The 25928-nt window shown below is 62.8% G+C and carries 29 protein-coding genes; 15 read left to right on the top strand and 14 right to left on the bottom strand.

Going from position 1 to position 25928, the window contains the following annotated elements:
• The first annotated feature begins 63 nt into the window (after positions 1–63).
• On the top strand, positions 64–501 hold the full coding sequence (locus tag G9U53_RS17595) for an SRPBCC family protein (RefSeq protein WP_007729979.1): 438 nt from the start codon (positions 64–66) through the stop codon (positions 499–501).
• A gap of 143 nt (positions 502–644) precedes the next feature.
• The gene (locus G9U53_RS17590; protein ID WP_030536535.1) at positions 645–1616 is read left to right on the top strand and encodes an alpha/beta hydrolase; all 972 of its coding nucleotides are present in this window, start codon (positions 645–647) and stop codon (positions 1614–1616) included.
• 9 nt (positions 1617–1625) lie between these two features.
• Here the strand turns inward: G9U53_RS17590 and G9U53_RS17585 are convergent, their stop codons facing one another.
• From G9U53_RS17585 to G9U53_RS17575, 3 genes are read right to left on the bottom strand one after another with little or no spacing between them, the layout of a single operon-like run.
• Positions 1626–2429 carry a transglutaminase-like domain-containing protein gene (locus tag G9U53_RS17585; protein ID WP_081558486.1) on the bottom strand — a complete coding sequence of 268 codons (804 nt, stop codon included), beginning with the start codon at positions 2427–2429 and terminating at the stop codon, positions 1626–1628.
• 58 nt (positions 2430–2487) lie between these two features.
• Positions 2488–3054 carry a nucleotidyltransferase family protein gene (locus G9U53_RS17580; RefSeq protein WP_007729982.1) on the bottom strand — a complete coding sequence of 189 codons (567 nt, stop codon included), beginning with the start codon at positions 3052–3054 and terminating at the stop codon, positions 2488–2490.
• A gap of 2 nt (positions 3055–3056) precedes the next feature.
• On the bottom strand, positions 3057–3899 hold the full coding sequence (locus tag G9U53_RS17575) for an alpha/beta hydrolase (RefSeq protein ID WP_019745522.1): 843 nt from the start codon (positions 3897–3899) through the stop codon (positions 3057–3059).
• A 146-nt stretch (positions 3900–4045) separates the two neighbouring features.
• Between G9U53_RS17575 and G9U53_RS17570 the strand changes: the two genes are divergently transcribed.
• Both G9U53_RS17570 and G9U53_RS17565 read left to right on the top strand, forming a co-directional pair.
• The gene (locus G9U53_RS17570) at positions 4046–5155 is read left to right on the top strand and encodes a DUF6670 family protein (protein ID WP_081558485.1); all 1110 of its coding nucleotides are present in this window, start codon (positions 4046–4048) and stop codon (positions 5153–5155) included.
• 18 nt (positions 5156–5173) lie between these two features.
• Entirely contained in the window at positions 5174–5749 is a 576-nt protein-coding gene (locus G9U53_RS17565; protein ID WP_064073890.1) for a hypothetical protein, read from the top strand.
• On the opposite strand, the gene G9U53_RS17560 is transcribed toward G9U53_RS17565, so the two are convergent.
• Together G9U53_RS17560 and G9U53_RS17555 are read right to left on the bottom strand one after the other, a co-directional pair.
• Complete coding sequence (locus tag G9U53_RS17560; RefSeq protein WP_063316032.1) at positions 5732–6376, bottom strand: SUMF1/EgtB/PvdO family nonheme iron enzyme; 645 nt, start codon at positions 6374–6376, stop codon at positions 5732–5734. The genes G9U53_RS17565 and G9U53_RS17560 overlap by 18 nt on opposite strands.
• Before the next feature lie 26 nt (positions 6377–6402).
• The gene (locus G9U53_RS17555) at positions 6403–7923 is read right to left on the bottom strand and encodes a PucR family transcriptional regulator (protein WP_232329926.1); all 1521 of its coding nucleotides are present in this window, start codon (positions 7921–7923) and stop codon (positions 6403–6405) included.
• Between the two features lie 175 nt (positions 7924–8098).
• Between G9U53_RS17555 and G9U53_RS17550 the strand changes: the two genes are divergently transcribed.
• Together G9U53_RS17550 and codB are read left to right on the top strand one after the other, a co-directional pair.
• On the top strand, positions 8099–8563 hold the full coding sequence (locus tag G9U53_RS17550) for a nucleoside deaminase (protein WP_003940577.1): 465 nt from the start codon (positions 8099–8101) through the stop codon (positions 8561–8563).
• Positions 8560–9891 (top strand): cytosine permease, encoded by a 1332-nt coding sequence (gene codB, locus G9U53_RS17545; protein WP_064073891.1) that lies wholly within the window; start codon positions 8560–8562, stop codon positions 9889–9891. Before G9U53_RS17550 ends, codB begins: the two co-directional genes overlap by 4 nt.
• Before the next feature lie 94 nt (positions 9892–9985).
• Here codB and G9U53_RS17540 read toward each other — a convergent pair whose 3' ends face one another.
• A complete protein-coding gene (locus tag G9U53_RS17540; RefSeq protein ID WP_003939801.1) occupies positions 9986–10831 on the bottom strand; it encodes a mechanosensitive ion channel family protein in 846 nt (281 codons plus the stop codon).
• Positions 10832–10917: 86 nt separating this feature from the next.
• Between G9U53_RS17540 and G9U53_RS17535 the strand changes: the two genes are divergently transcribed.
• The 4 genes from G9U53_RS17535 (at position 10918) to G9U53_RS17520 (ending at position 14644) form a co-directional block, all read left to right on the top strand.
• On the top strand, positions 10918–11556 hold the full coding sequence (locus tag G9U53_RS17535; RefSeq protein ID WP_003939783.1) for a DUF2461 domain-containing protein: 639 nt from the start codon (positions 10918–10920) through the stop codon (positions 11554–11556).
• Between the two features lie 428 nt (positions 11557–11984).
• A complete protein-coding gene (locus tag G9U53_RS17530; RefSeq protein ID WP_165638961.1) occupies positions 11985–12977 on the top strand; it encodes an ABC transporter substrate-binding protein in 993 nt (330 codons plus the stop codon).
• A gap of 83 nt (positions 12978–13060) precedes the next feature.
• On the top strand, positions 13061–13846 hold the full coding sequence (locus G9U53_RS17525) for an alpha/beta hydrolase (RefSeq protein WP_064687776.1): 786 nt from the start codon (positions 13061–13063) through the stop codon (positions 13844–13846).
• A 69-nt stretch (positions 13847–13915) separates the two neighbouring features.
• Positions 13916–14644: a Clp protease N-terminal domain-containing protein gene (locus tag G9U53_RS17520; RefSeq protein WP_082931264.1), complete on the top strand. Its 729-nt coding sequence runs from the start codon at positions 13916–13918 to the stop codon at positions 14642–14644.
• 69 nt (positions 14645–14713) lie between these two features.
• Here the strand turns inward: G9U53_RS17520 and G9U53_RS17515 are convergent, their stop codons facing one another.
• On the bottom strand, positions 14714–14917 hold the full coding sequence (locus G9U53_RS17515) for a cold-shock protein (RefSeq protein WP_003939930.1): 204 nt from the start codon (positions 14915–14917) through the stop codon (positions 14714–14716).
• Positions 14918–15263: 346 nt separating this feature from the next.
• On the opposite strand from G9U53_RS17515, the gene G9U53_RS17510 reads away from it, so the two are divergent.
• Together G9U53_RS17510 and G9U53_RS17505 are read left to right on the top strand one after the other, a co-directional pair.
• Positions 15264–16313: an ABC transporter substrate-binding protein gene (locus G9U53_RS17510; protein WP_347570817.1), complete on the top strand. Its 1050-nt coding sequence runs from the start codon at positions 15264–15266 to the stop codon at positions 16311–16313.
• A 46-nt stretch (positions 16314–16359) separates the two neighbouring features.
• The gene (locus G9U53_RS17505) at positions 16360–17079 is read left to right on the top strand and encodes a dienelactone hydrolase family protein (protein ID WP_050654570.1); all 720 of its coding nucleotides are present in this window, start codon (positions 16360–16362) and stop codon (positions 17077–17079) included.
• On the opposite strand, the gene G9U53_RS17500 is transcribed toward G9U53_RS17505, so the two are convergent.
• Positions 17080–17805 (bottom strand): SDR family oxidoreductase, encoded by a 726-nt coding sequence (locus G9U53_RS17500; RefSeq protein ID WP_165638960.1) that lies wholly within the window; start codon positions 17803–17805, stop codon positions 17080–17082. It abuts the gene before it with no gap.
• A gap of 72 nt (positions 17806–17877) precedes the next feature.
• On the opposite strand from G9U53_RS17500, the gene G9U53_RS17495 reads away from it, so the two are divergent.
• Entirely contained in the window at positions 17878–18417 is a 540-nt protein-coding gene (locus G9U53_RS17495) for a MarR family transcriptional regulator (protein WP_232329925.1), read from the top strand.
• Here the strand turns inward: G9U53_RS17495 and G9U53_RS17490 are convergent, their stop codons facing one another.
• Genes G9U53_RS17490 through pcaH form a run of 6 tightly spaced genes read right to left on the bottom strand, consistent with a single transcriptional unit; the run spans position 18418 to position 24345 of the window.
• Positions 18418–19629, bottom strand: coding sequence for an acetyl-CoA C-acetyltransferase (locus tag G9U53_RS17490; protein WP_030536550.1), 1212 nt, complete (start codon positions 19627–19629; stop codon positions 18418–18420).
• A 24-nt stretch (positions 19630–19653) separates the two neighbouring features.
• On the bottom strand, positions 19654–20478 hold the full coding sequence (locus G9U53_RS17485) for an IclR family transcriptional regulator C-terminal domain-containing protein (protein ID WP_007730008.1): 825 nt from the start codon (positions 20476–20478) through the stop codon (positions 19654–19656).
• Positions 20475–21656 (bottom strand): 3-oxoadipate enol-lactonase, encoded by a 1182-nt coding sequence (gene pcaD / locus G9U53_RS17480; protein ID WP_063315726.1) that lies wholly within the window; start codon positions 21654–21656, stop codon positions 20475–20477. Before pcaD ends, G9U53_RS17485 begins: the two co-directional genes overlap by 4 nt.
• The gene (gene pcaB / locus G9U53_RS17475) at positions 21653–22981 is read right to left on the bottom strand and encodes a 3-carboxy-cis,cis-muconate cycloisomerase (RefSeq protein WP_081558478.1); all 1329 of its coding nucleotides are present in this window, start codon (positions 22979–22981) and stop codon (positions 21653–21655) included. Before pcaB ends, pcaD begins: the two co-directional genes overlap by 4 nt.
• A gap of 10 nt (positions 22982–22991) precedes the next feature.
• A complete protein-coding gene (gene pcaG, locus G9U53_RS17470; RefSeq protein WP_081558477.1) occupies positions 22992–23633 on the bottom strand; it encodes a protocatechuate 3,4-dioxygenase subunit alpha in 642 nt (213 codons plus the stop codon).
• A complete protein-coding gene (gene pcaH, locus G9U53_RS17465; RefSeq protein WP_165638959.1) occupies positions 23626–24345 on the bottom strand; it encodes a protocatechuate 3,4-dioxygenase subunit beta in 720 nt (239 codons plus the stop codon). Before pcaH ends, pcaG begins: the two co-directional genes overlap by 8 nt.
• Positions 24346–24516: 171 nt before the next feature.
• Here pcaH and G9U53_RS17460 point away from each other — a divergent pair, with 171 nt between their 5' ends.
• Positions 24517–25263: a CoA transferase subunit A gene (locus tag G9U53_RS17460; protein WP_030536554.1), complete on the top strand. Its 747-nt coding sequence runs from the start codon at positions 24517–24519 to the stop codon at positions 25261–25263.
• Complete coding sequence (locus tag G9U53_RS17455) at positions 25260–25907, top strand: CoA transferase subunit B (protein ID WP_007730017.1); 648 nt, start codon at positions 25260–25262, stop codon at positions 25905–25907. The genes G9U53_RS17460 and G9U53_RS17455 overlap by 4 nt, the downstream gene beginning before the upstream one ends.
• Positions 25908–25928 lie beyond the last annotated feature (21 nt).

Genomic DNA, 25928 nt, shown 5'->3' with positions numbered 1-25928 from the left:
GTAAGCACCCGAGGTTCGGGTTACGGTGCTTGGGTGACTGCTGCTGCGCAGACGGACTGAACCGTGACCGACTTCGACTTCCACAGCGTCTGGACGCTTCCTGCCTCTGCTGACCGCGTCTACGAGGTTCTCGCGGATGCCGAACGGTATTCGCAGTGGTGGCCTCAGATACGCCGAGTCGGGACGATCGACGAGCATTCAGGCTCCATGTCCATCCGCAGCGCTGTCCCTCTGACGCTGCTGGTCTTCGGGCGACGCGAGGTGGAAGACTCAGTTGACCGCTTTCTGAAAGTGCGTCTCACCGGCGCAATGACCGGGTGGAGTAGCTGGGCGGTGCGCCCCGCTGGATCTGGTTGCACAGCCGAATTTCGGCAACAGGTAGCGGTGTCCGGAGCGCTTGGTCTGGCCGCGAAGGTCGCGAAGCCGCTGTTCGAGTGGAATCATGAAGCGATGATGCGTGGAGGGCACCGCGGACTGTGCGCATATCTCTCCCGGCCGTGATCGCGACCAGAACTTGCACACGCTCGAGCAATTGATCCATACCCGTCGTGTCATTTTGACGCAGCGTCAGTTATCGTTCACATCAGCAGCCGACAAGTATGTGTAACTCAAATGCACAAAACGGCTTGACCTGGGAGGACGCTATGCGGACGCGAGATTCGACGGTATGGCATTGGAACGTGAGTCCGCGAGCGCGGGTTATCTTCTGCCTGACCAGGACGTTCGTGAAGCCGATGTTCACCCTGTGGCCGACCACCGAACGTGGTATCCGCCAACTCGAGCGACTCGACGCGATGGCGGACAAACTGCCGAAGCCGAAGAACCTCGATATCGAGCCTTTCACGCTGGGTGGTGTGCCCAGCGAGAAGGTGCAGCATCCACGCAAAGCGCAGGGCGAGTTGGCCGGCGCCACGATCCTCTACTTCCATGGAGGGGGATTCGTCTTCTGCGGTCTGGCAACGCACCGGGCACTGTGCGGTTTGCTCTCTGCGAAGGCCGGAGTACCTGTGATCTCCGTGCGCTACCGCCAGCTGCCGGAAGGTTCCATCGGCACCTCCGTCAAGGACGCAATGGCCGCGTACACCGCGTTGCTCGAGACAGCCGAAGACCCGAACAAGATTGTGGTTGCCGGTGACTCGGCGGGCGGATACCTGGCCATGAAGGTCGCCGAAATTGCCGCACTGCGCGGAATCACGCGGCCCGCTGCCGTGGTGGGATATTCCCCTCTTCTCAACGTGAACCTCGAGGACCATGATCCCGATTTCATGAAACGTGATGCCTACCTACCGATGTCACAGGTGGAAAAGCTCAAGGACCGGTGGCTCGAGGGGCCGGACGAGATTCCTGGTGCGCAGTCGCCGATCAACGCCGACGCCAGTCTGATTCCGCCGTCGTTCCTGGTGTCCGCCGAATACGAACTGATGCGTCCGGACGTCGAGATCATGACCGAAAACTTGATCAAGGCAGGACAAGCCGTCGAAACGCACATCTGGAGTGGGCAGATCCATGCTTTCCCGGTGATCGGGAAAGCTCTTCGGGAGGGGAAGGCGATCGTCGATCTCACGATCAAGTTCCTCGAGCGAACGATGGCCTCGCAGAACCAGATCAGCGCCTGACGCTGCTTTTCAGCCGATCGATGTGAGTGTTGCGTAGTCGTCGTTGTCGAGAACGCCGTCGACGACTGCGCGAACTTCCGAGGCATGCAACGTGATCGAACCGCCGTGATTGTCGAGGAAGGCTGTGTCTGCGGCATCTCGGCCGGTCGAGATGCGCACAAGATTGCTGCGCGGCGCCAACTGCGTTGCATCGACCACGCGCCAGACGTGGTCGATATTGGCTTCGACTACGGCGTGAAAATCCATCGGATCGCAGCCCGGCGCGTAGACGGCCACCAGTCGAGCGGGAATCCCCACGGCGCGCAGCAGTGAGATGGTCAGGTGCGAGTAGTCGCGGCACACTCCGGCGCCGGCGAGCAAGGTGTCGACCGCACTGTCGGTGCCGCGACTGGTGCCGGGAACATAACTCAAATGTGTACTCACCCAGCGAGTGACTGCGAGGAGGAGTTCGGCCGGGGGAGTGGCGAGATCGAATTGCCCGGCGACAAAACCGAAGAACTTGTCGGCCTCGGCATACCGGCTGGGGCGCAGATATTTCGACACGTCGTAGTCGCTGACCGACGCCGGTTCTGCGCGGCCGATGACGGTTGCGTCGTAGCTGACGATCAGTTTGCCTGGGGCACAGTCGAGTAGGTGAATCCGGGTACCGTGTTCGGCGGTGATCTCGCGGGGTTCGAGCGGATTGCCGTCATGGACGAACGACATCGTTTCCAGCAGTTCGACACCCGGCGCGCGCGTCACCGCGATCTTGAACTCCAGGTTGGTCGCCTCGTCGATCTCGATGTCGAGCAGGGCGGCGACGGTACGTTTCATCGGGCCATCTTTACACCGAATACGGACACCCACCACCTGGGAGGATTGTGACGTGCGATCAGGCTTCGGGATAGTCGACGTCGACGCCGCTGCTGAGGTCGCTGCACTCCACCAACTCGACCCCGTGTTCGCGTAGGTAGGTGTTGGCGCCGCCGTCCCCGGTGAGTGACTTTGCAAGCGTCGGCCAGTGGTCGCGTCCGATCAGGACGGGATGGCCGGGTCTTCCGTGAAAGACAGCTCTTCGCAGTATGTTTCGTGATGGGGAAATCTGACCCACGATCCGCGTCACGGTGTCGGCGTTGAGGTCCGGGACGTCGACCAGAGAGATCGCTGCCGCATCTGCGTCGTCGATTCGCATGGCGGCTTCGAGTCCGCAGCGCAGTGACGCGCTCATTCCGTGTTGCCAATCCGATATCACCACAATGACATCGGTGGTGGGCAGTAGTTCGAGGGCGTCCTCTGCCTGCGCGCCGAGCACCACGATGACCGGTGAGAGGCCTGCGGACTGCAGTGTCGTCACCCCGTGGTGGAGCCAAGACTGACCCTCGGTGTTTGTGACGAGCGCTTTGGGTTTGCCCATGCGGGATCCGGCCCCGGCCGCCAGCAGGATCCCGCACGTAGACATGACTATGCTCCGGTGACCCGCGGACGCAGCCACTCGATCAGATCGTTCAGAACTTCTTCCTGCTCAGGCTCGTTGAAGATCTCGTGGTACAGGCCGTCGTACACCTTCAAGGTGACATCCGAAGAGCCGGCCAGATCTGCGACGAGCTTGCTGCCGGCCGGGTCCGTCAAACGGTCGTCCGAGCCGTGTTGAAGCAGTACGGGAATGGTGAGCGAGGGCAGGCGCGCCGGGAAGCCTTCCGCGGCGGTGATCATGCCGCGCGCGATGCCGGCGGGAACCTTGCCGTGGTGAACCAGCGGGTCGGCGTTGTACTTGTCGACGACCTTCTGATCACGCGATACGGCAGCAGCTTCCAGGTTCTCGACGGGCACGTCCGGGAGGTATTTGCCGACGATCTTGCCCAGCTGCATCACGATCTTCGGAGTGCCGGTTGCGATGATCACCGCAGGTCCGGACAGGGCGAGGGCTTTGAGATCGGCCTGATGGTCGAGGGCGTAGGAAAGGGCGATCGCGCCGCCCATGCTGTGCCCGAGCAGGAACTTGTCCTTGCCGGGATGTGCCGCCGTCACGATCGAGAACAACGTGTGGACGTCGTCGGTGAAGTCGGAGAATTCCTTGAGGTGAACGCGCTTGCCGCCAGAGCGTCCGTGCCCGCGATGGTCGGGTGCGTACACGATGAGCCCGAGTTCCCCGAGCCGCGCAGCAACATGGTCGTAGCGCCTCGCGTGTTCGCCGAGTCCGTGGCACAGGACGAGAACCCCGGTGGGTTCGCGGTCCGGTGTCCACACGTCGTAGACGATCTTGGTGCCGGCCACTCCGGTGAACGACGACTCTTCGTGCTGCATTGTTGCGCCCTCTCTGCGACCGGTTCCGGTACGCGGATTCTCACATGCTATTCGCCGCGTGCGCAGGGCGCGGGTGTTCAGGGTGTGAGGTCGTCGAGGAAAATTCGACACTTGTTTGTTACGTCTGGTTACATTAACTTAGGGGCGTGACCGGACAAACCGTTGATCGTTCCGACCCTGTTCCCGCCACCCGCTCGCGCCGATTGTGGCGACCCGCGGTTCGGGCCTTGCTGGACGGCGCGCTACCGCTGATCGACAAGCGAATGGCGGAATCGGTACGCCCGTTCGATCGGCCCGACATGATGCGTCCGCACCTGGCTTCGCGGAAGTTTGCGTGGACGCACTACGGGATCTTCGTTCCCCGGCTGCCAGGGCCTCTCCGTTACCTCAACACCATGACGTTGATCGGTGCAACCGGGACGGTGGTGTTCGACAACGACTATCTCGCTGCACCAGACGCGCGAAACACCGCAACCGTGCTGAGTTCCACCTCAGCGCCGGGCCATCACTTCTACCGGGCGTACGACGCTGCCGATGAGTGTGCATTCGAAGAAGATGGTTCGCGAATCGCCTTCGGTGACAACCTGATCATCGAGAACAGCTATCCGAACTTCCGTGTCACCGGGCGATACGACTCATTCGACGTCGATCTCGAGATCGTGGCAACGGACCAAGCGTCGTGGTTCGTGCGTAATCCCGTCTACGACCACGTCAGTCTGCTGGCACAGTGCTCCGGAACAATTGCGAGTCCGGATGGACCGGTGAGTATTTCGGCTCCGTGCACCGTCGAGTACGCGCGGTGCATGACACCGCAATCGTTGACTCGCCGCGCGCTTCCCGAGTCGTGGAAGCTCCCGGCCGACTTTTTCACCTACCAGATCGTTCAACTGGACGACCGGCATCAGTTGTTGCTCACCGATGTTCGAGCGTTAGGGGTTACGGCGTGCAAGCTCGCCTACATTCGGACTGTCGACGGTAGTGCGAAGGTCTTCGACGACGTCGAGTTCGACGTGCTCGAGTACGCCGACGCATTGCACGTCGACCCACAGGGTCGCGAGATGCGTGTGCCGCGCGTACTGCGTTGGCAGGTACGCGATCACGGCAGGACGGTCGTGGAGTTCGAGGCCGAGATCGACTCGGAGTGGCGCTACGGTCACGGCAAGGGATACGTCGGCGCGTATACCTACCGGGGAAGCTTCGACGGTGCGTCGATCAACGGCACCGGTTACATCGAATGGGTGGACTGCGAAGTGTAAGGCCCCTAGGGTGTATCGGTGCCTTTCGTAGACCCCGCCGCGCTGACGATTCGTCCGCAGAAGATCCTTGTCGCGGGGACTTCCGGTGCCGGAAAGACGACTCTCGCCGGTCGAATCGGGCGGCTTCTCGAGATCGAACACACTGAGCTGGACTCGCTGTTCCACGGGCCCGGCTGGATTCCGCTCGACAGTTTCGAAACCGAAGTACGACGCTTTTCCAGCGAGCCGGCCTGGGTGACCGAGTGGCAGTACGGTGCGGTGCGTCGACTTCTGGCCGAGCGTGCGGACCTGATGCTGTGGTTGGATCTGCCTCGGCGGACGGTGATGCGCCAGGTGATCACACGAACCGTGCGTCGGCGATTGCAGCGAGAGGTGTTGTGGAATCGCAACATGGAGCCGCCGCTGCATACCATTCTGTTCGATCCGGATCACGTGGTGCGCTGGGCCTGGCGAACCGACGGACGCAACGAGGAGCGAATGGCCACGGTTCTTGTCGATGTGCCGTCGTTGCCGATAGTTAGGCTTCGCAGTCGAGAAGAGATCGAGGCTGTGCTCGAAGTCCTCGGCCGTCTGCCCTCAGATCGTCTGAGCTAGGCGAAATCCCAAGTCGTCGATAGCAAACGTCGGGTGGCTTCGCCTCCTTACGGTAGCGCCGCAACCGCGCTCACTTTCGGCCCAACTGCCGCCGCGGAAGATCCGGTACGTGCCGTAAACCTCGGGGTCGTAGAGATCCCAGCACCATTCCCAGACATTGCCGATCATGTCGTACAGGCCCCAGTTGTTGGGTGTCTTGGTTCCGACGGGATGCGCTCTACCCTCTGAATTGTCGCTGTACCAGGCAATCTCGTCGATCTCGCCGTAGCGGTAGCCGGAGGTGCCGGCCTTGCATGCGTACTGCCACTCGGCCTCGGTGGCGAGCCGGTAGCCAGTTGCGCCCCGGTCCCACTGCGGAGAATCGGTGTCGACGTCTCGATATGCGGGTGTCAGACCGTCCGCGGCCGAAAGTGTGTTGCAGGTTGCGATGGCGTCCTTCCATGAAAGGTCGACCGCTGGTTTGCTCGAATCGTCCGACGAATCTCCGTGAAGCAGCGCCCTGGTGGTGAGATGGCTTGCGAGGCGGAAGGATTCGACTTTCGAGGTCCACGACGTACCTTTGCGGTCGTCCCGAAGGTGCACCTCGCCGGCAGGGATCTCGATCATCAACTCCGCTGCTCCGGTCATTCGTTCATCATCGCAGAGGTTGTCGCTCACCCGGGGAGACGCTCGAACGCTGCTTGTGGATCAAGGCCGGTGCGCATGCGCCATGCGGTCAGCGCAAGCCCGAGGCAGACCACCTGTGCCGGATCGTCGAGGGAAACACCCATCAGCTTCTCGATACGCGTGAGCCGTGCATAAAGCGACTGACGCCGAATGCCGAGGAAATCCGCGGTTCTCGCCTTGCCGCCCCGATGTGCGAGGTACGCGTCGAGCGTTCGGACGAGGTCGGCGGAATGTGCTGTGTCGTATGCGATCAGCGAACCGAGTTGCTCGGTTACGAACACGGACAGCGAAGCGGGTGTCGTTCCGGCGGCGAGCAGTCGTTGGACGCCGACGTCCCTCGCGAGGATCACTCCGGTCCGGGAGCCGAAGCGCCGCGCGATCTGGACGACTTCGCGAGCTTGCGCGACCGCAGCCCCGACGCCCGACAGATCCGCGACCGGCGTCGCCACTCCGAGCGTGCGTACCGCGGAACCGCCCGGCCCGCGGCGTAGCAGCTCGTCGGCTTCGGTGAACGCAGTCCGCACTCGAGCGGGGGATGCGGACGCCCACCCATGCGCGAGCACGATGACGTGATTGGCCGCAGTCCCGACGACACAGGAGCCGAGCACGGCCCGCACGGCGTCGCGTACTTGGTCAGCGAGCTCTCGAACCGGGGTTTGCCGATCGATGTCGACAGCGGCGACGAGGACGTGGTGCCCCTCCGACAACGGCGTCCACCCGGCCGCTGTCAGTCGCTCGGACAAGTCGCCGTGCGATGTGAGCACACCGCCCACCACGTCGGTGATCACCGATTGGGCGAGTGACTGTCTTGGGCCGAGATCGCCGTGACGGCCGAGTTCCAGAGCTACCGCGACGGCGGCGCAGTTTGCGACGGCGGTTCGGCGTGTGGTTGCCGGCCCGCACAGGACAAGTCGACCGAGTGAGTTCGTCGGGCCGCGTACGTCGTGGATAGTGCGTTCGGTCTCGGATCGCTCTGCGCCGGTTGTGCTGCGCTCGACGGTTCTGCCATCCGCGTCGAGCAGATCGACGCCGCACCCCGCGAGTCGTGACACTTTGTCGAGCAGCGCAGTCATGCCCTGGCCTGCAACCACGAGACTCAGAAGTTCTTGCCAGACAGGCTCGCCCGCTTGCGCCGAACCGAGAGTGCGGCGGAGCATGAGGTCGTGAAAGTCTTCGACCATCCGCTCGAAGGGCACTACTGCGTGCAGGGCCAAGAACGCGAGTCCCCGTCGGCGCGAAGCTTCGACGAGTTCGGGAGGGGCCGTGAGGAACGAGCGCCCGACTTCCATCACGAGTGCGACGCATCCCGCGTCCGCCAATTGGTCGATGTAGGCGGTGAGCTGCTCGGGAGACCGCCCGTGGAGACCGAGGCCCGTGGTCAGAAGGACCTCACCTCCGGACAGCAGCCCACCCATCTCGTACACCTCGGACGAATGGACCCAGCGGACCACCGCGGTATCGATGTCGCCCGCGAGCACCTCGATTGCGGCGGCCTTGAACGAGGGCATCGCAAGAACTTGTCGCAGAGTCGGGAGCATTTCTATATCGTCCGCCGAGGGGGCACTTCGTCATAGAGCTAGTTCTGCCGAACTGACAGGTTGTCCCTTGTCGGGCTGTTACCACCGTGGTCGGATTGTGACACGAGCCACAATCGACGATTTTGGTCAGACTCCAGGAGCGCACATGAATCATCCGGCACACACCGATGAGTATTTTCTCGGACTTGCGATCGAACAGGCGAAGATCGGTTGGGAGGAGGGCGGCGTGCCGATCGGCGCGGCGCTGATTCACCGCGGCGAGGTTCTCGCAGTCGGACGTAACCGTCGGGTCCAGATGAACAGCGCCATCCGTCATGGAGAGACCGACTGCATCGAGCGCGCCGGACGACTGCCGGCCTCGGTGTATCGCGAGTGTGTCCTCTACACGACTTTGTCGCCGTGCTTCATGTGCGCCGGAACGGCGCGCCTGTACGAGATCCCGCGAATCGTGGTCGGCGAAAATCGTTCCTTCGAGGCATCGGAGGAATGGTTGCGCAGCAGCGGAATTCAGGTCGACGTCGTCGACGACGCGGAGTGTGTGGCACTGATGGACCGCATGCTGGCCGAGCGCCCGAGCCTGTGGCTCGAAGACATCGGCGAAGTTGTATGAGCAGCGCCGTCGAACCTGCCACGGTCGCAGGCGATTCGGAGAGCCCAGGCCACCCGGTCGATCCTGACTATCCCGTCACTCCGGTTCCGCTTCATGCACGAAAGCCGTTCTTCTCGCTCGCGGTGGTGTTGTTGGGGTTCACCATCTTCACGCCGACGATGTTGGCCGGAGCAGCGCTCGGTACCGCGTTCTCGTTCTGGAAACTGATGGTGGTGATCGCCGCCGGATCCGCCATCTTGGGAGTCTACGTCGCCATGATGGGGTTCGTCGGAGCCCGAACCGGACTGACTACAGTTGTGATGGCGCGCTACAGTTTCGGCACTCGCGGGTCCAAGCTCGCTTCGATCCTGCTGGGCGGTACTCAGATCGGCTGGTACGGAGTCATCATCGGCACGATCGGTGATCTCACCGCGCAGGCATTGGGCTGGGAGTCCTATCTCGCGCGGGCGTCGGTGATGATCGCGGCGAGCATCTTGATGTGCGTCACCGCCTGCTACGGCTACCGCGGAATGTATTGGGTCTCGCTCGTCTCGACGCCCTTGATCCTGGCGTTGGCCTGCTGGGTCGTATTCCGGTCCCTCGAGGAAGTCGGTGGGTTCTCCGGCCTGGTCTCGGTTCAACCGCAGACGACCATGACGATCGCGCTCGCAATCACCACTGTGGTCGGCACGTTTGTATCGGCGGGAACGCAAGCGCCCAACTGGACCAGGTTTGCCCGTTCCGGATCACAAGCGGTGTGGGCCTGCGTTATCGGGTTCCTCCTCGGAAACGGATTGATGATCCTGTTCGGTGCCATCGGAGCTATCACGTTCCACGAGGGTGACTTCGTGTTGATCCTCTACAACCTCGGGCTTGTCGGCTGGGGCCTGGTCTTGCTGTTCGGAAACCTCTGGAAGAGCAACGCAGACACCGCATACGCATTCGGAGTGGCCGGTGCCGAACTGTTCAGAAAGCCCCGCAAGACCCCGTTCGTCATCGGTGGATGTGTGATCGGCACGGCGCTCGCTCTGACCGGTGTGCACAACCATCTGGTCGACTACCTGAGCCTGCTCGGAACTTTCATCCCGCCATTGGGCGGCGTGATCATCGCTGACTTCCTGTGCCGGTGGCGGCGAGGCATCCCCGAGGGGTACACCCCGCAGCCGGTCCACTGGCGAAACCTGGCCGTCTATGCCGTCGCAGCGTTCCTCGCTTGGCTTTCCGGTGAGTTCGAGGTGGGAATCCCGCCGCTGATCGGAATCGTGGTAGCCATTGCACTGACGATGTTCCTGCACAAGGCGTTTGGCAACAGATCGGCAGATCGGGAGGTCTCGACCTCCACCGTCTGAATCATGCTTCAGGCACCAGCGAGCCCCCGGCGGTATCGACCGCGCCGGGGGCTCGCGTAATTGATGGAAAGGGTAGACGATTCCGTCTCAACCGTCAGCGCAGAACAGGCAGGTAAGGTGCCTCGATTCCCTGCTCTTCGAACGCAGTCAGCGCCGAGCGTGCAAATGCGCGCTGGACTGCCCATTGGCGCCCAGGCTTGACCTGCGCCGTCACTCGAATGGTAATTGCCTCGGCAGTAACCGAATTGACTCCCAGCATCTCCGGCTTGTCGATCATGTCCGCCCTGATCGGTTCGGACTCTGCCGCCTCGAGGACAGCTCGCGTCGCCACCTCACACGCTTTGTGCACGTTCGCATTGTGGGCGATCGGGAGATCGAGAACTGCAGTGGCGTAACCCTGACTCATGTTACCCACTCGCAGGATTTCGCCGTTGCGGCAATACCACAAGGTGCCGTTGACATCTCGAATCGTGGTGACGCGCAGGCCCACTGTTTCGACGGTGCCGACCGCGTCGCCGAGATCGACGACGTCGCCGACACCGTACTGATCCTCGAGCAACATGAAGATGCCGGAGAGGAAGTCACGCACCAGGTTTTGTGCACCGAAACCGATGGCAAGGCCGATGACGCCGGCGGATGCGATGAACGGCGCGACGTTGATCCCGAGGATGCCGAGAATCTGCAGCACACACCAGACCAGGATGACGATGGACACCGTCGATTTGAGTACCGAACCGATGGTCCGGGCTCGCTGCGATCTGCGCTCGTTCACCTTGGCGTTCGGAGACTTGCGAGGCTTCGACATTCGATCGATCCCGCGGTGCAGTGCGAAGCGCAGAACGACTGCGAGTGCCACGTAGATCGCGATCTCGACGGGTCGGTGAATCAACCAGTCTCGGTTGGTATCGGTCAGTTCCCATGCTTGTATTTCGGAAATCATCTCCATACAGTCTACGGATTCGGGCCGATCCGGGCATCGGTGCAGGGCAGACGGTCCAAAGCCGAACAGGCAGCTAGGCTTACGCCATGGCTGCGTTCACTGGCATACCCGTTGCTGCACTCGACTTCTACGAAGACCTGGAAGCCGACAACAGCAAGACCTGGTGGGCAGCGCACAAGGAGACGTACGACGAAGTGGTTCGTCGTCCGATGGCGTCGTTGACCGCGGCGTTGGAGGACGAATTCGGCACGGCCAAGCTCTTTCGGCCGTATCGTGACGTTCGATTCTCGAAGGACAAGATCCCGTACAAGACGCACCAGGGAGCGTTCGTCGGTCTCGCCGAGAGCTGCGGCTACTACGTGCAGATCGACGCGGCAGGGTTGATGGTGGCCGGTGGTTTCTACGCCAGCAGTTCGGAGACCATCGCGCGTTATCGTGCGGCTGTCGACGACGACGTTCGAGGGCCGGAGCTCGAGAAGATCCTGGCCTCCGTCGAGAAGGCCGGATTCACGATCGGCGGCGACAAGCTCAAGACGGCGCCTCGCGGATACACGGTCGATCACCCGCGGATCGAATTGCTGCGTCACAAGTCGCTGACTGCTGGTCGTAGTTACCCAAGCCCGTCGTGGCTGGACAGCGCCAGGACATTGAAGGAAGTTCGCACAGCGTGGCGCGCACTGACGCCTTTGGTCGAATGGTCCGGACAGGTGCTCGGACCGAACTGACCGTCCGACAGAAAAGTGTGACGTAGCCGTAGGAGAGTTCACCTCGAGTTCATCGAAACTCGAGACGCCTGGGGCTAGCGTGGTGTGTGTAACCGAAAGTTTCGGCCCCGCTTCGAGTCGCAGCGCCGCAGTTCGAAGCCATTTTCTCTCGATCGACATCGTGAACAACCCGTGTCAGTGGAGACCATCATGGCTATGTTTCTCGCTCTCGTTCTGATCATCTCGGTCCTCGGAATCGTCGGCACCTACCTCGCGTTCAGTGCGGTCTACTTCGTCGAGATGCGCAAACTCGACAAGTAAGGGGTGCGAATTGGCCTGATTCGACTATTTCTGGGCCGATCGCGACGACCCTCCCTGCGTACGCTGTTAGGGCATCCTTATCCGCTCGCAACAGTGGATGATTCATTTCTTTTGGAGGTTCGACACGCATGCCCGCTCAATCCAGGCTCTTGCTTCCCGAGGGCTACTCCGACAACCGCCTCGTTTCGGACCTCACACGTCGGCAGTTCGGCTTCGGTGCCGGGATCGCCGGGCTGGGCGCGTTCCTGGCGGCCTGCGGTGACAGCGGGAGCAGTTCGGGTGAAACCGAAATGCGTTCTGTGACGACACCTCTCGGAACGTACGACATTCCTGTCAATCCGAAGAGGGTTGTCGCGATCGACTCGCGGCTCGATCTGGAACCTGCTGTAGCTCTGGAACTTCCGCTCGTCGGCTACACGTACGCCCAGGCGACACCGTGGGTGCCTATCGATTCGTCGGTACCGTTCCTGTCGGAGATCCCCAACCGCGAGCAGATCTTGGCGCTCGAGCCCGACCTGATCGTGTGCCTGAACTACGAGAGCGAGTGGTGGCCGGTGGCCGAGATGTCCACCATCGCACCGGTTTTGACGACAGAGTTCACCGACGACTGGCGCACAAACCTCTCGCGGTTGTCGGGCTGGCTCGGTCGAACGGCCACACTCGATCGATTGACGCTCGACTACGACAATCTGATTTCTGACATCCGCAGTCGTCATGCCGAGAAGATTGCGTCCAAGACCGTCGCCAGTGTCTCGTTCATGCCGGACACGAACACGCTGTACGTCACGAGCATCCGTACCTCCGAGAAGGGCGACAAGCCCAGCGACATGACGCTCGGCGACATCGGTGGCAAAACCGCCACCTCGGAGGGGCTCGATCCCGAGGGCGGCGTCAGCCTCGAAGGCCTCGACGTGCTGGCCGGCGTCGACGGCTTCATGATCACCGAGAACGAGGACAGTGCCGCGTACCAGGCATTGGTGGCGAGCAAGCTGTGGCAGCGACTCCCGGCAGTGCAGGCGGGCAACGTCACCAGTCTGGGTGGCTCCACGTTCTACGGTTCGATCTACACGATTTCGTACGTGGCACAGGGTTGGGATGCCCTGTACAACAAGATCAGCTGAAGCCTCTGCCGACCGGACCGATGAGTTTAGGTAACGCGGGCGGTCTAATCAGGTAGGCATTGACCAGACCTGAGGAGATCGACGTGCAAACAGAGCAATCCCCAGCGGTAGTGCAATCCCGCGACGGTACGACCATCGCATACGAACGCTCCGGTGCCGGACCAGCAGTGGTCCTGGTCGCCGGAGCGTTCTGCGACCGCGGATGGTTCGATTCCCTGGCTGCAGAGTTGGCGGCGGACTTCACGGTGTACTCGTACGACAGGCGCGGACGCGGGGACAGCGGTGACAGTCGCGCGTTCTCGATCGACGCCGAGGTGGAGGACTTGCGGGCGGTCGTCGCTGCCACCGGTGAAACACCGCTCGTTTACGGATTGTCGTCGGGTGCCGCGCTGGCTTTGGAGGCCGCTGCGCAGGCCGTTCCGATGCGTAAGCTCGCCGTCTACGAGGCGCCGTACATGGACGACGACCAGCGTGACGAGACTGCCCAAAGTGACCTGGAGCGATTGATTGCGGGCGGCGACAGGGAAGGTGCTGTGACGCGTTTTCTGGATCTGACCGGCGCGTCTCCGGAGATGGTCGACGAGATCAAGCGGAGTGCCGATTGGCCCGACATGTGCGCCATCGCGCACACCTTGCCTTACGACGTCGCGGTGTGTGATCACGGCTGCGAGTCGCTCGATTGGCTGGCCTCGATTACCGTCCCCACGTTGGTCATGTACGGCGGTGACAGTGGTCAATGGGCGCCTGCTTCGGCAATGCGAATTGCCGCACAAGTCTCGGGGACAAAGACTCTGGAGATCCCCGGTCAGGGCCACGGCGTCGCCGACGACGCTATTGTCCCGGCTCTGCGTGAATTCTTTTCCGGCTGAGCACTGGGCGGCGAAACGATCGTCAACCTAGGGTTGACGTTTTCGGTTGCGTCAACCTATGGTTGACGCATGAGTAAACCAGTGGAAATGACCAACAAGGTTCGACTCGACGACCTCATCGACGCGATCAAGAAGGTGCACACCGATGCTCTCGACCAACTTTCCGACGCCGTGATTGCCGCTGATCATCTCGGTGAAGTTGCAGATCACCTGATCGGTCACTTCGTCGACCAGGCGCGCAGGTCGGGAGCGTCGTGGACGGAGATCGGCGCGAGCATGGGTGTCTCGAAGCAGGCTGCGCAGAAGCGTTTTGTTCCCAAGGCGCCGAGTGATCAGAAGCCGATGGATCCGAACGAAGGGTTCAACCGGTTCACTCCCCGGGCGAAGAACGTCGTCATGGCCTCGCAGAACGAAGCCCGCGCCGCCGGTAACGCAGAGATCCAGCCGGAGCACCTGCTCCTGGGGCTCGTCGAGGAGCCTGCCGGGTTGGCTGCGAAGGCGATAGTGGCGCAAGGGGTGGAGCTCGAATCCGTCCGAGCTGCAGTGGCCGGTGTACTACCGACTCCGACTTCCGAACTACCAGAACTCATTCCGTACGACGCTCGTGCGCGCAAGGTCCTGGAACTGACGTTCCGTGAGGCTCTTCGCCTGGGCCACAACTACATCGGAACCGAGCACATCCTGCTCGCGCTGCTCGAACTCGAAGACGGATCAGGTGTTCTGGCTGATCTCGGAATCTTGAAGTCGGTGGCGGAGTCGAACATCGTTGGAGCACTGGCCGTCATTCAGGATCAGTGATTCAGAGGTGAATCCGATGCAGAAGAGGGCCGCACCCTTGCGGGTGCGGCCCTCTTCTTGTGTCACTGATCAGACAGCGCGCACATTGGTGGCCTGAGGACCCTTCTGGCCCTGGCCAACCTCGAACTCCACACGCTGGTTCTCGTCGAGCGACTTGTAGCCGTTGCCCGAGATTTCAGAGTAATGAACGAACACGTCCGGTGTTCCGTCGTCGGGAGCGATGAAACCAAAGCCCTTTTCGCCGTTGAACCACTTCACGATGCCCTGTGCCATACCGATACTCCCTACAAACTCGATCCGGGCCCTCACATCGAAGTCCCGATCTCGATATGTCTATCCTCCCACGCCGCGCAAGTCGAACGGTGGGCGACGTGCAAAAGACGGTAATTCGGAAGCTTTCGAGGAGGGAATGGCAACTGATCTTCGACTGATTTTCGACGCTGGAGCGACCCGATCGCCGAAGGCAGGGACTGGTGGCTCGCCCAACTGCCTGCGGTGATAGATCAGCGGGAATGTACTTGTCCGCTCGAGAACGGTCCATTTTTATCGCTCCGATCTCTCGGAATCGCAAACGTAGGAACCCTATGGAAGATGAGGGTGGGCTAACCTCTCTTTCGCTGTGCCCTCGGCGCGCGCAGCAGTCGCCGAGAAGGAGAGTGCATACATGTACGGAACGATTTGTGAATCCACGACGTCTGAACTTGTGGACCAGCTCAGTCGCCGTGGGTTCTTCGGGGTCGGCGCAGTGGCAGCGGCCGCCATCCTTGCGGGTTGTTCGACGGCGTCAGATGCCGCAGACGCCGGTGAGCAACGCCAAGTCGTCAATGCGCTCGGCACCACCACGATCTCGGGGAAGCCGGAAAGGATCGTTGTTGCCAGCGACTTCACGGATCTGGAATTCCTGCTCTCGCTCGGCGTTCACCCAGTCGCCTACGGCAACACAGGATCGTGGGACCGCGGTTCACTGCCTTGGCAGAGCACCGCTGGAATAGCCGACCTCGAAAGCTTCGGCACCACAGGCGAAATCAACCCGGAAATCATCGCGCGCTACTCGCCGGACCTCATCATCGGAATGAAGACTTATCTCGAACCGGCAGCCGAGAGGCTCAGTCAGATCGCGCCGGTCGTCGCGCTGGACTGGACCACGTCGTGGCGTGACGGCGTTGCCACGGTCGGGCAGGCCGCTTTTGTCGACGAGGCTGCTGCTGCAGCGATCGCCCGGACCGACGCCCTGATCTCCGACACCGCAGCTTCGCTGAACGGCTTGGGTGGCAAGACGATCATGATCGGCTCGATGTACGGCGATCAGTTGTATGTGCAGGGGGATGCCAGTGCGCCCGGGGTTCTGCTGCGCGAACTCGGACTCGACTATCGCGGATACAACGCCGAGCAGATGACTGCGCTGTCGATGGAGCAGGCGGAGGTACTCGCACCCGCAGACATTTTGCTCAGCCTCGCTTCTGATCAGGAAGCGACGACGAGGTTGGAGAACTTCGCAGTTTTCCAGAACCTCCCCGCGGTGAAGGCGCGAGCCTATGCGCCGGTCGAACTTCTGCTCTCGAATGCCTTTGTCGACAATTTCGGTCCACTGAGCGCACCGTACGCCTTGCCGCAGCTCGCCGAGGTCTTGACCGGGCTTGCGGCGGGCCAGGGAAAACAACTCCCCTGACCTCGCTTCCGAGCGTACGGACCCTGCGTCGGCCTAGCATCGAAACATGGTGGACATAGATCTGACGGGCCGCGCCGCAGTAGTCGGCGGATCACAACCGCTGCGAGCGATACTCGAAACCCCCACTACCCCCGGCCCGTGGCCGGGGGTAGTGATGATTCACGAGGCCTTCGGGCTCGAGGAGGTGATGCAGCGGCAAGCCAAGCGGCTGGCCGCTGCGGGGTTCTTGACGCTTGCTGTCGACCTCTACAGCGCGGGCGGGGCGAAGCGGTGCCTAGTGCCCACCATGACGTCGATGCTTCGAGGACACGGCAAGGCGTTCACCGACATCGAAGTCGCTCGCAGTTGGCTGGTGGAATCCCGGGACTGCACCGGAAAGATCGGTGTCATCGGATTCTGCATGGGCGGCGGCTTCGCGATGGTCAGCGCCGGAGATTTCGACGCTGCCTCGGTGAACTACGGTCAGCTTCCGCGCAAACTCGATGAGGCCGTGGTGGATGCGTGCCCGATCGTCGGGAGTTTCGGAGGCAAGGACTTCTCGCTCCGGGGCGCGGCAGCGAAGCTGGAGACGGCGCTCAGCAATGCCGGTATCGAGAACGACGTCAAGGAGTACCCCACCGCCGGCCACGCGTTCCTCAACGACGCGGAGGCCGGACCCAAGGTGCTTCGTCCTTTGGAGCGCATTCTCGGAATCGGTCCCGATCCTGTTGCAGCACAGGATGCCTGGAAGCGAATCGACTCGTTCTTCGAGCGCCACCTGGCGTGATCAGCGACTGGTTCTCTCGCCGCCGTTGACTGCCAATACCTGACCGGTGATCTGCCGGGCACCCGGTGAGGCCAAGAAATGGACGGCTGATGCGATGTCGTCCGGGGTTCCGGCGCGCTTGGTGCTGGTGGATTCGATCAGCATCGCGCGACGCTCGTCCGTCAGAAAGTCCCGGAAGAACTCGGTGTCGGCGATGTAACCGGGGGAGACGATGTTCGCGGTGATGCCTTCTGGGCCCAGTTCGGCGGCCAGATCGATATTCCACGTGGCAACTGCTGCTTTGGCAGCGCCGTACGCTCCAGCTCCCTTGTCGGCGGCAATCGATCCGATGGTGATGACGGCACCGCCACTGGGGATTCGATCTCGAACTGCTGCTGTGGTCAACACTGCCGAGATCAGATTGGAGTCCAGATTGGCCCGCCACCCGGCGGCCAGGGATTCCAGATCTGACGGCGCTTCACGATCGAAGTCCGTGTTACCGCCGGCGCAGTGCGCCACGACGTCGATGGTTCCCGGAAGCGAATCCTGCAGCCGCTTCAGGTCTTTCGGGTCGGAGTTGTCACAAGTCAAGGCGTGAACATTATCGCCCAACTCCTCCGCGGTCTTTTCGAGTGGTTCCGTGCGTCGGCCGGTGACAAAAACTGTGTCTCCGTCTCGGGCGAACGCCGCTGCAACTGCGCGTCCGATCCCTGTTCCGCCGCCGGTTACCAGAACTGTGCGTGTCATGCCTACCTCCGTGAGCTACGTTTAGACCTATACGAAGAACGTATCATTTAGAGCTAAACGAGGTGTGCAGTGGTGGGCGACTACAACCCGGACGACGCGGTGGACGCGGTCGCGTTGGCCTGGCTTCGCGAAAGGCCGGGCACGCCGGTAGAGGGCATCGGCATCGTGACCAGGCTGTGGATGTGCGCCAAGCTGCTCGGTGAGGATCGCCGACGGGTACTCGCCTCGGCCGGTGCGGACACCGCGACGCTGGACCTGCTCAGTGTCCTGCGGCGATCCGGCGAGCCGTATCAGTTGACGACTCGCCAGATCACCGAGCAGACCGGAGTCACGGCCGGTGCGATCTCGCAGCGACTCGCGCGCGCGGAGAATGCGGGTCTGGTGGAGAGGTCTTCCGCCGCGGAAGGGTCACGAATAGTGCTCGTGACCCTCACTGCCGCCGGTCACGAACTGGTGGAGCAATTGGTGGACCGAGTCCTCGGCCGTGAAGCCGGACTGACGTCGATTCTCACCGAGCAGCAGCAGGCCGAACTCACCGACCTGCTGCGTGTCTTTCTCGACGGCCTACGCGGCGAACTCGGTGACTCCGGCGTCCCGCACGTCGGGGCTTGATCAGGACAGGCGCTCGAAGACCGCAGCCAGGCCCTGCCCGCCGCCGATGCACATCGTCTCGAGGCCGTAACGCGCTTCGCGACGGTCCATCTCGCGCAACAGGGTGGCCAGGATTCGTCCACCCGTAGCTCCGACCGGATGTCCGAGGGAGATGCCGGAGCCGTTGGGGTTGATGCGTGGGTCGTCGGCCTCGAGATTCCAGCTCTGCAGGACTGCAAGTGCTTGTGCCGCAAAGGCTTCGTTGAGTTCGATGACGTCCATGTCCGCCAGGGTCAATCCGAGGCGGCCGAGTGCCTTCTCCGACGCCGGTACGGGGCCGATGCCCATGGTGCGCGGCGGAACGCCCGCAACGCTCCAACTCGCGAGGCGTGCGAGCGGTCGCAGTCCGAGGGTACGAGCTTTGTCGGCGGTGGTGACGATCGCCAGTGCTGCGCCGTCGTTCTGACCGCTGGCATTACCTGCAGTCACGGTGGAGTCGGGGTCGATCTTTGCGCGCATGGGACGAAGGCGCGCAAGCGATTCCATCGAGGTGTCGGCGCGTGGATGCTCGTCGGTGTCGACGAGCAGGGCCTCGCCCTTGCGCTGCGGAACGGATACCGGAACGATTTCTTCGGCGAAGACGCCGTTCTTCTGTGCGGCGACTGCACGCTGATGGGATTGAACCGCGAGTGCATCTTGATCCTCGCGGCTGATGGAGAACTCGGCGCGCAGGTTCTCTGCCGTTTCGATCATTCCGCCGGGAACCGGGAAGTCACGTCCGCCGGCTGTGACGCGGGCCCGCGCGAGACGATCGCTGAGCGCAACTCCTTCACCCTTGACGCCCCAACGCATTCCGGTTGCGTAGAACTCGGCCTGGCTCATCGACTCGGCACCGCCCGCGAGGACCAGGTCACTGCCACCGGACTGAACCTGCATGACGGCCTGGATGACTGCCTGTAATCCCGACCCGCACCGGCGATCCACCTGCATGCCGGGAACATCGATGCCCAGACCCGCGTTGAGCGCCGCGATGCGTCCGATCGCCGGAGCCTCACCGTTCGGCGAAGCCTGGCCGAGAATGACGTCGTCGATCTCCGCGCCGGAAATGCCGGTACGCGTGACGAGTTCGGTGATCAGCGTCGAGGCGAGATCTTCCGGGGCTACGTCACGGAAGACACCGCCGAAGCGGCCGACAGGGGTACGGAGCGGTTCACAGATGACAACGTCAGGCATTGGTTCTTCCTTGGGTCTGCTCGGTCAGCGGGTGGCAGCCGAGTGATTGTTGGACGACTGAGTACGTCCGAGATCGACGGAGATGGCGTCCGCGGTGGCGACTGCGGCCGGAACCAGTTCACCGCGAACAGCTTCGGCGCTGTAGCGGGCGGCTTGGGTGGAGATGTTGACGGCCGCGACCACGTCACCGGTCGCGTCCCGGATGGGTGCGGCGAGCGAGCGCAGACCCTCTTCGAGTTCCTGATCGACAATCGCGAACCCGTCGGCGCGAATCTTCTCGAGTTCGGCACGCAGTCCGTCGGCGGTGGAGATGGTCTTGCCGGTCAGGCGGGCGAAGGACACTCGGGCGAGGTAGGCGTCCAGTGCGTCGTCCGGCAAGCCTGCGAGCAGAACTCGACCCATGGATGTGGCGTACGCGGGAAAGCGCGTGCCGATGGTGATGGACACCGTCATGATGCGGCTGACCGGAACACGAGCCACGTACACGACGTCGTCACCGTCGAGGATCGACACGGACGTGGATTCACGGACCTTGGCGGACAAGGCTTCCAGATGCGGCCCGGCGATCTCGGGAAGGGACAGACTGGAGAGGTAGCTGTAGCCGAGTTCGAGGACACGGGGCGTCAACCAGAACACCGAACCGTCAGTACGTACGTATTCGAGTTCGACGAGTGTGAGCAGGAAGCGGCGAGCGGTCGCACGCGTGAGATCGGTGTGCCTGGCAACCTCGCTGAGGGTGCGACGCGGGTGCTCACCGTCGAAAGCCTTGATGACGGAAAGCCCACGGGCCAGCGACTGCACGTAGTCCGGGGACGGTCCCGGCGCCTGCTCGCTGCTGTTCTCACTCATGTTGTCTCGTTCTCCTCAGGTTCGGCCGAGAGGTCCGCGAGTGCTTGCTTTCCCAGCGCAAAAGCCAAGTTGCTGTTCGGCACACCCGCGTAGACCGCGGTATGGAGAAATACTTCCACGAGTTCGTCGGGATCGATCCCGGCACGCAGCGCAGCGCGAATGTGCATGTCGAGTTCGTGTTCGTTGCCGACGGCGGTGAGGATCGCGAGAGTGAGGAGCCTGCGGGTGTGGTGATCGAGGCCGGGGCGCGACCAGATGTCACCCCACGCCGTGCGAGTGATGAAGTCCTGGAAAGGGGCGGTGAACTCGGTGGCACCGGCAATGGAACGGTCGACGTGGGCGTCGCCGAGCACCTGGCGTCGTACGGTCATGCCGGCCGACACCGCGGCGCTACGTTGGGCGAGCGCAGATGTGTGCGAGGCAATATGCGTTGCAAGTAGTTTGGTGACGCGCCCGGCTTGTTCGACGTTGGCCAGGTGTGCGCCCGGATCGACCACGTGCAGTACCGCATCGGCGATGCCGTCGGCGATCGCGCTCAACGTCGACGGAGGCGTCGCCGGATCCTGCTCGCCAGCGATGAGGAGCGTCGGAGCGACGATGCGGGCCAGGTCGTTGCGGCCGTCCCACGTCGAAAGCGCCTCGCAGCAGGCGGCATAGCCCTCGTCGGGTGTGGCTTCGACCATCGCGACGTGACGGGCGACAAGCTCCGGATCGTTCTCGGCCAGTCCCGGCGTGAACCAGCGTCCGACGACGGCGGCCGCGATGGATGCAATACCGTCCGCACGGACAGCCCGAGCACGATCGATCCACGGTTGAGCCGGGGCGAACTGCGAGGACGTGCACATCAATGTCAACGTCTCGACGCGAGTGGGGTGGTGCGCGGCGATCCATTGGCTGACAGCGCCGCCGAGGGAGAGCCCGACGAGATGTACGGACTCGAGTTCGAGCGAATCGAGGAGAGCGATGACATCGCCGGCGAGATCGGCAATTGAGTAGGGGCCCGTAGGCACCGGTGACTTGCCGTGGCCGCGATGGTCGACGGCGATGACGCGGTAGCGATTCGACAGCGCGTGAATCTGCGGCTGCCACATGGACAGATCGGATCCGAGTGAACCCAGGAGAACCACTGCCGGGGCATCGAGATTGCCGGTCTGTTGAAAGTTGAGCGCGACGCTCATCGAGATCCTCCTGTGGGGCGTTCGGCGAGGGCGCGGTCGACCAGATCGGTGGCGTGGCCCAGATAGTGTGCGGGGTCGAGTAGTTCGGCGATCTCGGTTTCGCTCAGGTGCTCTGCGATGGCGGGATCACGATCCAATCTGGTTCCGGAAGTGGCTGCCGCGGTGACGATGTCGCGCGCTCGATCAGTGTGTGCGGACAGGGCCTTGGTGACACGCTCGGCGAGAATCAGGCCACCGGTGATGTCGAGATTGCGAGCCATCGACTCGGTGTGTACTTGCAGGCCGGTGAGGCTCACGGAAAGCTGGTGCGCCGCTCCGCCTGCCAGACGCAGGAGATCGGTGACGGTTTCCCACTCGGCGTGCCAGGGGCCTGCGGCGCGAGCGAATTCGTGATCCATGTTCGACAGGGCTGTGGCCACCAGCGCGGGAGCACGTCGCGCTGCCGCGCGGGCGGTGATCGCGGCAACCGGATTCTGCTTGTGCGGCATGGCCGATGAGCCGCCCGGAGCGCTCTCGGCAACCTCGGACAGTTCGGTGGACGCCATGACGGTGATGTCGGTGGCGGGCTTGGAAACGGCGCCGGCGACGATACCGAGTGTGGTCGCGAGTTCTGCGATGGTCACGCGGTCGGTGTGCCAGGGAGCAACCTGCCTGGCCAGGCCGAGTTCGTCTGCCAGTGCATCGGCGATCCTGAGCCCGTCGGGATACAACGCAGCGAGTGTTCCTGCGGCTCCGCCGAATTGAACCGGCAACGTGGACAGCACGATCTCGAGGCGAATCGCTGCGGCGTCGAGTGCGGTGAACCAACTCGATGCCAGTAGCCCGAAGGTGGTCGGAAGTGCTTGTTGTCCCAGGGTTCTCGCGACCATAGGAGTAGAGCGATGGAGGCGGGCGAGGTGGGCGGCGGAATCGGCGGCGCGCGTCAGGTCGGCAAGAACGACCGCGCCCGCGCGTCGCGTCAACAGCATGAGAGCATCATCCATGATGTCCTGGCTGGTGGCTCCCGGATGCACCACGGAGGCAGGCACACCTTCCTGTCCGACCCTTTCGCGCAGCATCTTCACCAGCGGAATGACGGGATTTCCGCCGGCGGCCGACGCGCGGCCGAGCGCCACGATGTCCAGACCGCCCGGTTGTGAGAGTTCGGCCGCGGCAGCAGCCACCGCGGCGCAGTGTTCCCCGTCCGCCAATCCGACTGTGGCCATCGCACAACTCAGCGCGGCTTCCACGTCGAGCAACGCGGTGACCCACGCCTGGTCGGACAGGTGTTCCGCTACTCGGGTGGCCCCGAACACCGGATCGAACAGTGCGCCGCGAGTGGGCATGTGTACTCCTCTACAGTTCGAAGAAGGGCGTCTCGACGCCGTTCGCGTCCTCGTCCTGAACATAGACCGTCCAGGAGTACCCACCGTCGACCTTGGTTGCAACCAGCTTCGCGCGTTCGGTTTCGCTCAGTGAGGACAGCACCGGATCTGTTGCGTGTGCGTCGGTGTCCTCGGGGAAGTACAAGCGGGTGACCAGGCGGTCGAGCATGCCGCGAGCGAAGACCGACACGTTCACGTGTGGGGCCTCGTTCGCATCCGTTTCAGTGGGCTGCGCACCGGGCTTGACAGTGTGGACCAGTGCAGTGCCCGTGGGATCCGCTGCGCTGCGGGCGCATCCGCGAAAACCAGCCGGAGTGAGCTCCACTGCGCCACGGGGATCGTCCGGATGGTTGAAGCGTCCGAGCGTATCGGCCTGCCATGTTTCGATCATCGCGTCGGCGACGGGTGTACGGGCGCCGTCGATCACCGTGATGGCCAGCGTGATTCGTCCGGGGGCATCGGCGGGAGCGGCGTCGGGGCCGTCCGTCCAGGGGAGGCCGATGTGCCAGTACGGCCCGACGGTCTGAGAGGGCGTGACACCGAAGGGGGCGGTGGTGAAGTCGCCGGGGACGACCGGATAAGTGGGTGCGGGCTTCGCGGTGTGATCAGTCATCGTGGTCTTCCTCGTTCTCGAATACGGAGGCGTTACGGCCGCGCAGGACGATGTCGAAGCGGAACCCGAGAGCCCAGTTGGGGACTGTGGCGTCGTAGTCGAAGACGCTGACCATGCGGTGACGTGCTGCTTCGGGTACCGCGTTGTAGATCGGGTCCTGGAAGAACATCGGATCGTCGGGGAAGTACATCTGCGTCACGAGGCGCTGCGTGAATGCCGTGCCGAACAGCGAGAAATGGATGTGTGCCGGTCGCCAGGCGTTGTCGTGGTTCATCCACGGGTAGGCGCCCGGCTTGATCGTGGTGAAGCTGTAGTGGCCGTTCGCGTCGGTGACGCAGCGACCCAGGCCGTTGAAGAACGGATCCAGCGGCGCGGGCCAGTTGTCGCCGGTGTGGCGGTAGCGTCCACCGGCGTTGGCCTGCCACACCTCGAGCAGTGTGTGGGGGACGGGTTTTCCGTCGCCGTCGAGTACGCGGCCGTGAACGACGATGCGCTGTCCCTGTGCTTCGCCGCCGTTGGCAATGGTCAGGTCGTTTTCGCCGGCGCCGACGCGATCTTCGCCGAATACCGGCCCGGTGAGCTCCGTGAGCCGCTGGGGGAGCAGCTTCAGCGGCTGCTTCGGGTGGCGAAGGGAAGTCGTCTTGTGGTCCGCGAAATCGGCCGGGGCGTTGACGCCAGTCGGCCGCTGGTACCTCGGCGGTAGATGCAGCATAGGGAACCTCGTCGTTCGGTTACGTGAAGTTGTTCGCAATGTGTACATGTGTTGCGCTCTGCGAACAGAATAGTTCGTAGATGTGACCCAGGCAATGCCGGGGGCGAAAAATGTTCGTTATGCGGACGGGGGTTCACAATACGTACGGGTCGCGCTACTGTGATCGACATGATGGACAAAGTCATTCCCACTGCTGCCGAGGCCGTCGCCGACGTGCCGGACGGCGTCACGATCGCTGTCGGAGGTTTCGGGCTCGTCGGAGTGCCGGAAATCCTCATCGATGCGCTCCTCGAGCAGGGCGCGACATCACTCGAAACGGTGAGCAACAACTGCGGCACCGACGGGTTCGGGCTCGGAGTGCTTCTGGAGAAGGGGCGTATCCGTCGTACTGTCAGCTCGTACGTCGGCTCCAACAAGGAGTTCGCGCGTCAGTACCTTTCTGGTGAGCTGGAAGTAGAACTCACGCCGCAGGGCACGCTCGCCGAGCGCATGCGCGCCGGGGGAGCGGGCATCCCCGCGTTCTTCACCCCGGCCGGCGTCGGCACCCAGGTCGCCGACGGCGGCCTGCCACTGCGTTACGACGGCAGCGGCGGCATCGCAGTTGCCAGTCCGCCCAAGGAAACTCGTGACTTCGACGGCGTCACCTACGTGATGGAGCGCGGCATCGTCGCCGACTATGCACTGGTCCATGCCTGGAAAGGTGACCGGCATGGCAACCTCGTCTACCGCGCGAGTACCCAGAACTTCAATCCGGCTGCAGCAACGTCGGGGCGCATCACCATTGCGCAGGTCGAGCACCTCGTAGAGCCGGGTGAGCTCGACCCCGCCGAGATCCACACGCCGGGCATTCACGTTCAGCGTGTTGTCCACGTCGGCCCCGTGACGGTCGGCATCGAGAATCGGACGGTACGAGCATGACTTCTGTACTACCCACCAAACTTACCCGCGAAGAGATGGCGGCCCGCGTCGCGCGCGAACTCGAGGACGGGCAGTACGTGAACCTCGGCATCGGTATGCCGACGCTGGTTCCGAACTACCTCCCGACCGATATCACCGTTGTATTGCACTCGGAGAACGGCGTTCTGGGCGTGGGGCCGTACCCGACCGAGGACGAACTCGATCCCGAGCTGATCAATGCGGGCAAGGAGACCATCACCGTTCTCCCCGGTGCGTCGTTCTTCGACTCCTCAGCGTCGTTCGGCATGATCCGCGGCGGCCAGGTTGACGTTGCCGTGCTCGGTGCCATGCAGGTCAGTGCCACCGGAGACCTCGCGAACTGGATGATCCCTGGCCACATGGTCAAAGGCATGGGCGGCGCGATGGATCTGGTCCACGGCGCAAAGCGCGTCATCGTGATGATGGAGCACGTCTCGAAGAAGGGTGAGCACAAGATCGTCGAGGAGTGCTCGCTTCCGCTGACCGGTAAGGGCTGCGTCCAGCGAATCATCACCGACATGGCCGTGATCGACGTGACTGACGACGGTCTCCGCCTGGTGGAGACGGCGCCGGGCATCAGCGTCGAGGACGTGGTTGCTGCTACCGGAGCGAAACTGATTCTTTGACAGTCTGTTTCATCTGATGGC

The sequence above is a fragment of the Rhodococcus sp. D-46 genome, from assembly GCF_011290655.1.
Lineage (GTDB): Bacteria > Actinomycetota > Actinomycetes > Mycobacteriales > Mycobacteriaceae > Rhodococcus_F > Rhodococcus_F qingshengii.
The sequence above is the reverse complement of the archived record's forward strand: the minus strand, read 5'-3'. Positions and strand labels throughout refer to the sequence as shown.